Raw genomic sequence first — 244 nt, forward strand, 5'->3', positions numbered from 1 at the left:
GCCCCCTCAGCTTTTCCCGACCGACATGCTGACCCCCCCCCAGGGCCCCGTCGACCACAACGTCGCGCCCGCGCGCCCGGACCACCCCGACGAGGCGTGCGGCGTCGTCGCGGGCCCGGCGGGCTCGGGCCCCCCCGAGCGCTTCATCCCGCTGCTCAACGCCGCTCGCTCGCCCACGCTCTACGGGTTCGACTCCGGCGACCTGCTGAAGCTGGACCGCGAGATGGACGACCGCGACGGGGGG

Annotated in this window: 1 protein-coding gene; it reads left to right on the forward strand. The window is 75.8% G+C overall.

Annotation, left to right across the window (positions count from 1 at the left end; all coding sequences use genetic code 11):
• Window positions 1–25: 25 nt before the first annotated feature.
• A partial coding sequence (locus KVT44_RS56640; RefSeq protein ID WP_217577111.1) for a Mov34/MPN/PAD-1 family protein occupies window positions 26–244 on the forward strand: 219 nt, incomplete at its 3' end.

Source organism: Streptomyces sp. GbtcB7, from assembly GCF_019091445.1.
Lineage (GTDB): Bacteria > Actinomycetota > Actinomycetes > Streptomycetales > Streptomycetaceae > Streptomyces > Streptomyces mirabilis.